The organism is Streptosporangium sp. NPDC006013 (genome assembly GCF_040614275.1).
GTDB lineage: Bacteria > Actinomycetota > Actinomycetes > Streptosporangiales > Streptosporangiaceae > Streptosporangium.
The window spans coordinates 1-8,775 of the sequence record NZ_JBEXUE010000417.1; the positions used below are offsets into that span (position 1 = coordinate 1).

The 8,775-nt window shown below is 70.6% G+C and carries 6 protein-coding genes; 1 reads left to right on the forward strand and 5 read right to left on the reverse strand.

Annotated features, from left to right (window positions below; all coding sequences use genetic code 11):
• Positions 1-371: 371 nt before the first annotated feature.
• The 3 genes from ABZ260_RS39810 to ABZ260_RS39820 all read right to left on the reverse strand — a co-directional run bounded on the left by ABZ260_RS39810 (position 372) and on the right by ABZ260_RS39820 (position 3,001).
• Entirely contained in the window at positions 372-1,565 is a 1,194-nt protein-coding gene (locus tag ABZ260_RS39810; RefSeq protein WP_355627926.1) for a cytochrome P450, read from the reverse strand.
• A gap of 32 nt (positions 1,566-1,597) precedes the next feature.
• Positions 1,598-2,305 (reverse strand): helix-turn-helix domain-containing protein, encoded by a 708-nt coding sequence (locus ABZ260_RS39815; RefSeq protein ID WP_355627929.1) that lies wholly within the window; start codon positions 2,303-2,305, stop codon positions 1,598-1,600.
• 123 nt (positions 2,306-2,428) lie between these two features.
• Positions 2,429-3,001, reverse strand: a complete 573-nt coding sequence (locus ABZ260_RS39820; protein WP_355627932.1) for a dihydrofolate reductase family protein — start codon at positions 2,999-3,001, stop codon at positions 2,429-2,431.
• A gap of 96 nt (positions 3,002-3,097) precedes the next feature.
• Here ABZ260_RS39820 and ABZ260_RS39825 point away from each other — a divergent pair, with 96 nt between their 5' ends.
• A complete protein-coding gene (locus tag ABZ260_RS39825) occupies positions 3,098-3,685 on the forward strand; it encodes a TetR family transcriptional regulator (RefSeq protein ID WP_350921882.1) in 588 nt (195 codons plus the stop codon).
• A gap of 7 nt (positions 3,686-3,692) precedes the next feature.
• On the opposite strand, the gene ABZ260_RS39830 is transcribed toward ABZ260_RS39825, so the two are convergent.
• Positions 3,693-7,349, reverse strand: a complete 3,657-nt coding sequence (locus tag ABZ260_RS39830; protein WP_355627937.1) for an ATP-dependent DNA helicase — start codon at positions 7,347-7,349, stop codon at positions 3,693-3,695.
• Positions 7,350-7,452: 103 nt separating this feature from the next.
• Positions 7,453-8,775, reverse strand: a 1,323-nt coding sequence (locus ABZ260_RS39835) for a PD-(D/E)XK nuclease family protein (protein WP_355627940.1), incomplete at its 5' end; no start/stop codon positions are given.

The window sequence follows — 8,775 nt, forward strand, 5'->3', positions numbered from 1 at the left end:
TTGGGTAACCATCCCAATAGTGGTCTTACCAGTTTCGGCTGACGTTTCCGCTGAGGTGCAGCCCCGACCGCCCCGGAGGCGGCAGTGCCCAGCCCCGCGCACACCGCGACGGCGAAACCGTCCCTGACCAAGCAATGCCAGAAAGACAAGAACTGCAAGAAGGGGTACGCGGCCGGGTACAAGGCCGGCAAGACCTCCTGCACGAGCGGCGTGAGCAGCAGTACCCCTAGCGGTTCCGCAGAGTACAAGCGCGGATTCGCGTTGGGGTACAAGAAGGCCCGCGCCCGACACTGCTAGGGGCGACGAACACCAGGAAAAGGGCGTGGAGGCGTTTGCTTCCACGCCCTTTTTCTCCTGGCAGAGCAGCCCGCTCAGCCGGCGGAGGTGAGCAGGGGCAGTTTCCGTACGCCGGTCATGTTGGGGCTGGGGATGAACTGCGGTGGCTCGTCCGGGTCGGTGCGCAGGTGGGGGAAGCGGTCGAGCAGGATGTCGAGCGCGACCCTGCCCTCCAGGCGGGCCAGCGGCGCGCCGAGGCAGAAGTGGATTCCCCGGCCGAGACCGAGGTGGGGGTTGGGGTCACGGCTCGGGTCGAAGACGTCGGGGTCGGCGAACTGCCGGGGGTCACGGTTGGCCGCCGCGATCCACACCATGAGCAGCTGGTCGGCGGGCACGTGCTGTCCGCCGAGCTCGACGTCGACGTTGGTTACCCGGCCAAGGGCCGCGAACGGGCTGAAGAAGCGCAGGGACTCCTCGATCACGGCGGGAACCGTCGACCGGTCCGCGCGGGCGCGAGCGAACTGCTCGGGCTGGGCGTCCAGGCAGAGCACGGTGTTGCCCAGCAACATGGTGGTGGTGATGTGCCCGGCTATCAGCAGAACGTTGGCGAAGTTCACCACCTCGGCCTGGCTGAGCCGCTCACCGTCCACCTCCGCCTCGACGAGCTGGGTGAGCAGATCCGCGCGTGGCCGAACCCTGCGCTCCGCGGCGTGTTCGCCAAGGTAGTCGGCCAGGTGTTTGGCCTGCTCCATGACGAACTCCAGGTTGCGCTCCTGCTCCTCGCTCCGGTTGACGAGCGAGAACCGCTGGGACCCCTCGAACATCCTGTCCACCCACTGCTTGAACAGGTAGCGGTCGGAGCTGGGCACCCCGAGCAGCTCCGCGATGACGATGACCGGCAGCGGGTAGGCGAGGTCGGCCACCAGCTCCAGCCGGCCCGTCTCGGCCACCGCGTCGAGCAGTTCGTTGGTCAGCGTGGCGATGCGCGGTTCGAGGTCGGCGACGACCTTCGGGGTGAAGGCGTGGCTGACGAGCTTGCGAAGCTTGCTGTGCATGGGCGGGTCCAGCTGCGTCAGGCTGCGCTCGGCGGGCTTGGCGACCTCGGGCACCATGCGGCTGGTATCGGAGGAGAACGTCTTCGGATCGCCGAGAATCCGCAGTGCCTCGGGGTAGCCGTAGACGTTCCACATCCCGGTGCCGGCGTCGAAGCTCACCGGCTGGTCCGGCCGCCTTCCGCGTAGCCAGAAGTGCCCCTCGTGCAGGCCCCATGTGTCGGCGATGGTGGTCATGGCGTGCCTTTCTCATCGGGACGGGTCCGGGATCAGCCGGGCTCGTGCGTTCTCTCGTACGCGTAGATCCAGGTGCGGTAGGGCGAGATCAGGTCCTCGAAGACGGCGATGACCTCCGAGGCCGCCTTGGCCAGTTCCTCGGGCGCCGGTGGCTCGGCCGGTTCGAAGGCGTGCCTGACCACGTGGGCGATCGAGTCGACCTTGGCCCGCATGTCCAGCGCGGTGGCCATCGGGTCCAGGTTCTCGTAGACGTGGAACCCGGTCATCGTCGCGCTCAGCGTGTACGCCAGGTTCGGCACGTCGTCGCGGAGCAGGCCGTGCCGGGTCATCAGGTCGTAGAACCGTTCGGAGGCGAGCAGTTCCTGGCTGTGCAGGAAGGCGTTGGCCGGCCTGTGCTGCGCCTGCCGCAGGTATCCCTCGGACAGCACCCGCAGCACCGGCCGGCGGTCGACGATGAGGAACGACGCGGGGATGAGGCGGTGCGGCAGCAGCATCGCCGGGTCCCGGCGCAACTCGTCGAGGAGCTCCTCGACATAGCAGATGGACTCGCGCAGCAGCACGGCCTCGAACAACTGCTGCTTGGTGCGCCAGTGCAGGTAGACGGTGCCCTTTCCGATGCCGGCCAGCCGGGCGATGTCGTCGATCGTCACCTTCCGGTAGCCGAGGCGCACGAGCAGCTCGGCCGCCGCGTCAAGAATGCGGTCGGCGCGGCCGACGGTCTGCCCTGCTCGTTCCGTCACCCTGAAACCTTTCCCTCTGACCTCGTGACCAATTATGAAATCTGGTCAACAAGTCAGACGGTAACTCCTCCCTCTCAGCCGGACAACCCCTCGCGACGGACGATCGCGTCGAGAACGCGCGGCTCATTTCCTGGTGTAGGTGAGAACCACGGCCCCGTTTCCGAAGGTGCGGGTGTCGACCAGATCGAAGAGATTCGGCTCGGACTTCATGGCGAAGAGCGGGATGCCCGAGCCGATGACCACCGGGTAGCACTTGATGACCAGCTCGTCGATCTCGGGAAGCAGGGCGCCCGCCAACGTCCCGCCGCCGCACAGCCAGATCCCGAGGCCGTCCTCGCGCTTAAGCCGCCGTACCAGTTCGACCGGGTCACCGGAGACCAGCTCGACCCCGGGGTCGGCGATCTCGGCGATGGTGCGCGAGACGACGTACTGGCGCAGGTGGGCGTACGGGCTGGTGATGTCCGCGTCCAGCGCCGGCTGGTAGGTGCCGCGTCCCATCAGAACCGTGTCGAACCGCTTGTTCGCGACGTCCCCAAGGCCCATATGGGCTCGGTAGGCGGTGGGAAGAGTTTCCGGCCAGTCGGCGGCGATGAACTCCATCATGGCGTCCCCCACGGGGAAGAAGTCGTACCCACCGTCCGGACCGGCGATGAATCCGTCGATGGTGGTGCCGACGTAGTAGGTGAGCTTTCGCATCGGCGCTCCTCGTCCATAACACTCTGTTCGTAGTACTCTAAGCGAAGTGGTTTGAACGTAGTACTACACTTAGAGTGGTGTCAAGCGGGAGGTCCGATGAGGCAGAATCCGGAACGGCGGGCGGCGCTCGTCGACGCGGCCATCGAGGTTTTGGCGGCCGAGGGGGCGCGCGGCCTGACCTTCCGCGCCGTCGACGCCTGGGCGGCGGTCCCCAACGGCACCGCGTCCAACTACTTCGCCAACCGCGACGACCTGCTCACCCAGGCCGGCGGGCGCATCTACGAGCGACTGCACCCCGGTGCGAGCGCCATGGCCGACAGCCTGACCGGGCCGCGTGACCGCGAACGGCTGGCGAAGCTGATGCGCGACGTGGTGGACCGGATCACCGAGTTCCGCTCGGGCTACCTGGCCCTGCTGGAGCTGCGGCTGGAGGCCACCCGCCGCCCCGAGCTGCGCGCCGTGCTCACCCGTACCATCCGGGCCGACCTCGACGCCAACATCGAACACCACCTGAAGACGGGGCTGCCCGGCGACACCACCGTGGTCGTGCTCCTCTACCTGGCCCTGAACTGGCTGATCGTCGAGCGGCTCACCCTGCCCGACATCTTCCCCGAGTCGCGGATCCACGACCTGATCAACGACGCGGTGGACCGCCTCCTGCCTCCGGACACCCCGGCCCGGTAGTCCGAGGTCAGCCGAGGACTGGGACCGACTCGACGAGGGTGACGAGGCCGTGCTCGTCGAGGAGGTCGACGGGGCGGACCGTCTCGCCCAGCAGGACGTAGTGGAAGGCCGCCCCCACCTGCTCCAGCGGGACGGCGGCCAGGTGGGACCAGGCCAGCCGATAGGCGGCGAGCTGGACGGAGGCGGCGGCCTCGGCCTTCTTGCCCCTGGGACGCCGGCCGGTCTTCCAGTCGACGACCTCGTAGCGCCCTTCGGAGATCTGGAAGACGGCGTCCATCCGGCCGCGGACCACCCGGTCGGCGATCACGGTTTCGAAGGGGACCTCGACGTCGAGCGGTTCCCGGCCCGCCCACTCGCTCTCCTCGAAGCGGTCGCGCAGCTGGTCGAGGTGGGCGTCGGTCTCCTCGAAGTCGTCGGACGCGCCGGGCAGCTCGAACTCGTCCATCAGCCGCTGCTGGCCCCAGCGCCCCTCCAGCCAGCGGTGGAAGGAGGTGCCCCGGCGGGCCAGCGGCGCGGGCTTCTTGGGCACCGGGCGGCGGATCTGCCTGGCCAACGCCTTGGGGTCGGAGGCCAGCGTGACGAGGGAGGAGACGGTCAGGTGAGTGGGCAGCTCCACCCTGCCAGCACCGCGCCGCCGGTTCATCTCCCGCTCCCTGAGCAGGAGCTCGATGTCACGCTCCCAGGCCTTCGCCCGCTCCCTGTCCCACCCCCGCAGCTCGGCCGCCGGCACCGGCCGCCGTTCCCCTGCCTCGGCCCCGGCTCCGGCCTCGACCTCGGAATCGGCGCGGTCGCCCTGCCAGGTGTCCGTCGCTCCGGGAAAAGGCACATCCCCGTTTCCCTGGGCTCCCGGAGAGGGCACGTTCCCCTCCTGCGGATCGCTGGGAAGGGGCACATCACCACCCCCCTGGTCCTCGGGAACGGTGTCACCGTGGTCATCCTCCCCATCCGACAGATCCTCGGGGAAGAACGCTTCCTCGTCCCACGGATCTTCGGGGAAGGGCACCTCCTCGTCCCGGGGAGCCTCGGGGAGAGGGACATCCTCGTAGTCCCGGGGAGCCTCGGGGAAGGGGACGTCCTCGAAGGAGACCGGAGCGGCCCCCCCGGCGAGGGCCGCGAGGGCGGCCTCCACCATGGTGGCGCCGTCGAGAACGGCGGCGTAGCGGGCATCGTCCGGCTCGATCGGCCACCGGGCCTCGGCCGGCTCGGCGAGGAGCGGATTGGTGGCGCCCTCCTCCATCTCCGGAGCCCAGAAGGCCACCCTGCCGCAGGTATCGCGGATCTCCAGCAGGAAGTCCGACGGCTCCAGCGGCCTGGACGCGGTGCCCCAGCGGTAGCCGGAGGCGATCAGCAGGTAGTGGGCGCGGGTGACGGCGACGTACGCCAGGCGGCGCTCCTCAAGCAGGTCGCGGTCGCGGCAGCGCTCGTCGAAGTCGGCCAGCTCCTCCTTGGCCAGCCCGGCCAGTCCGGGCAGGTCGGAGGCGTCTCCGCGGAGCTGGTAGGGCAGCTTGCGGGGGTTCTCCGTCCACTTCGGGCTGGTCGTGGAGCGGGCCGGGAACACGGTGCCTACGGTGAGCGTCCCGGCCTTCGACAGCGCCTGGGAGAGGCCGGGCACCACCACGACCGGCCATTCCAGCCCCTTGGAGGCATGGACCGTCATCAGCTTCACGCTGTTGCTCTCGCCCACCCGCCCGGCGTCCAGGCCGTTCTCCTCCTCGTCCGCCGCCTTCAGGAACGCCAGGAACGCGCCCAGCGTGGGATCCTCGGAGTCTCCGGCGAACCGGGCGGCGGCGTCCAGGAAGGCGTCGAGGTCGGCGCGGGCGGCGAACGGGCCGACGGCCGTCCCCCTGGCCGCCACCTCGATGTCCAGGCCGAGCCTGCGCTCGATCTCCAGGATCAGGTCGGGCAGCGGCTGGCCGGTGTGGGCGCGCAGCAGGCGCAACTCCTGGGCCATGGCGACCAGCCGCACCCTCGCCAGCGGGGAGAACAGATCCTGCCAGGCGGGACGGTCGGGCAGCTCGTCGAGGGCGTCGACCAGGCTGCCGCGCTCCTCGGCCATGTCGGCCACGACCTGGTCCAGCGGGTCGGCCACCGGCGACGCGCCCTCGCGGGTCTCCCGGTTCAGCTCGCGGGCCCGCTCGCCCAGTTCCTTGAGGTCGGCGGGGCCGATCCGCCAGCGGGGACCGGAGAGCAGCCGCACCAGGGCGTCCCCCGCGCTCGGGTCGTAGATCACGCGCAGGGTGGAGACGATGTCGGCGATCTCCGGCACGAGGAGCAGGCCGCCCAGGCCGACGACCTCGACCGGGATGCCGCGCTCCTCCAGGGCCTTGCGGAGCGCGGGGAACTGCGAGCGTTTGCGCGCCAGGATCGCCACGTCGTGCGGCTGGAGCGACTGCGGCCCGCCCCACATGCTCTGCTTGGCCTTCTTACGCTCGCCGTCGCCCCACGGCATGCCGTCGGGCGCGCTCTCGACGCCCAGCACCCTGGCGATCTCCAGGGCGGCCCAGCGCGCCTCGTCGTCCGCGGTCTCGTGGAAGGCGCACATCACCCGGCCGCGCTCGACCCGGTTCTTACCGGGCACCAGGACCGGTACCTCCCTGGCCTCCATCCGGAGCGGCAGCTGGAGCCGGGCGGCGACGTCCAGCACGGCGTCGCCGTTGCGGAAACTGACCGACAGGCGGTTGACGGGCGCGAGCTCCCCCGAGGCGGTCCTGAAGTCACGGGGGAACCGGGTGAGGTTGCCCGCCGAGGCGCCGCGCCAGCCGTAGATGGACTGGCAGGGGTCGCCCACCGCCGTCACCGGGTGGCCGCCGCCGAACAGGGCGCGGAGCAGGACGAGCTGGGCGTGGCTGGTGTCCTGGTACTCGTCCAGCAGGACCACGGCGAACCGCCCGCGCTCGATCTCGCCGACGTCGGCGTGCCGGTCGGCGATCCTGGCGGCCAGCGCCATCTGGTCGCCGTGGTCGACCACCTCCCGGCTGCGCTTGAGGCGGTTGTACGCCTCGACCAGCGGCAGCAGCTGCTCCCTGGCCCGCTGGGTGAGCAGCGGTCTGCGCTGGTCCTTGGTCGGGGTGCCGGGCAGCTCGGCGAACCGCTGGGCGAGCTTGGTGCCGACGTCACGCACGTCCTGCGGGGTGCGCAGGTGTTCGGCCAGCTCACCGGCCAGTTCGAGCACCGCCCGGGTGACGGTCGCCGGGCTCCACTCGACCTGCTCCATCGGTCCGTCGTACGCGCTGACCACCCGGCTGGCGAGCTGCCAGGAGACGGCCGGGGAGACCAGGCGCATGGTCGGCTCCAGCGCCTCGCGCAGGGCGTGCTCGGTGACCAGACGGGCCGCGTAGGCGTGGTACGTCGAGATGGTCGGCTCGCCCTCCATCAGCTCCGCCGGCACCTGCCCGACCTCGACGAGACCGTTGAGCCGCTCGCGCACCCGCGCGGCCAGCTCCGCGGCGGCCTTCCTGGTGAAGGTCAGGCCGAGCACCTGCTCGGGGCGGAGCAGCCCGTTGGCGACCAGCCAGACGACGCGCCCGGCCATGGTCTCGCTCTTGCCCGACCCGGCCCCGGCCATCACCACCATCGGTTCGAGCCCGGCCTCGATCACGGCCGCCTGTTCCGGGGTCGGCGGCAGGATGCCCAGCTTGGCGGCAAGCTGAACCGGGCTCAGCACGCGGCGCCCCCGGTGGACGCGACACGGCCCCGGTGCCGGAGAGCGGCACGGACGTGCCCGGGGAACGGCGCGTGGTGCCGGAGACACCCCGCGCCGAGGCGGTTCAGCACACCTGGTCTCCGTTCTTGCTGACCGGGCAGCTCGACCGTACGGCGCAGGTGCGGCAGCCGTCGTTGACCTTGGCCTGGAAGAACGGCCCCGACATGCCGACGGCGACGGTGCCGACCATGTCCTTGGCCCAATCCGGGTCGGGGTCGTCGGACAGGGGAGGCTGTGTCTGCTCCTTGGCCTGCTTCTTGCCCGCCGCGTCGCCCACCTGGACCAGGGCCGCGCCGCCCGGCTCGGTCAGGCCGTGCCGTTGGAAGGCGCCGAGCAGCGCGGCGAGCTGGTAGACGCCGAGCTGGGGGTGGCGTTCGAGCTCGGTGTCCTTGGCTCCGGTCTTGCCGGTCTTGATGTCGATGATCACGGCTCGGCCCTCACCGTCGCGCTCGACCCGGTCGACCCGGCCCTTGATCTGCACCCCCTCGGAGACCATGGCCGTGAACGCCTCCTCCAGGCCGACCAGTGTCCGGGGGTTGTTCTCGTGCCAGGCGACGAATTTGGAGATCATCTCCTCGGCGACCGCGCGCTGCTTGCGGTTGTACCAGACACCGCCGAAGTCGAGCTCGTTCCAGACCTCGTCCAGGCGCTTGCCGAGGGTCTCCTCGGTGGGCATGCCGGTCGCGGCGAGGACCGCCAGCGCGTGCACGACGGTGCCCAGACCTCGGGCCACGTCGGTACCGCCCGCACCCACCGAGGTCTCCAGCAGCCAGCGCAGGCCGCACTTGCTGAAGCTCTCCACCGCCGAGGGCGAGACGCGCACGATGTCGTCGGGCCAGCTCAGCGGGCGGTCGTCGGAGACGGGGGTGAGGGCGTACCAGTCGTTGGGGTGGGCGCCGGGCACTCCTGCGGCGGCGAGCCTGGCCAGGTGCTCGGCCGCCGCCCTGCGCAGCGGTTCCGGCCTGGTGGAGTCGGTGACCGCCGATCGCAGGTCGGCCACCAGCGCGGACATGCTCAGCCAGCGGGACCGCTCATCGACGCCCGCCTCCTCGGTCGAGCCGGGCACCAGCTCGGTGAGGAAGCGGGAGGGCCGCTCCTCGGTGTCGTCGCCGCCCACGGCGGTGACGATGAGCCTGCTCCTGGCCCTGGTGGCGGCCACGTAGAACAGCCGACGCTCCTCGGCCAGCAGCTGGGAGGCGAGCGCGGCGGAGACGGCCGCCGGGTTCTCGTGCTCGGAACCCTCGGCCCTGGCGACCATGTCGTCGGTACTCAGGATAGACCCGCGCAGCCGCAGGTCCGGCCAGGCGCCCTCCTGGACCCCGGCGCCGGGCCGCCGGGCGTACCTGGCCCTGGCGGGTGTCGTGGTGGCGGGCTTCGGAACGGTGCA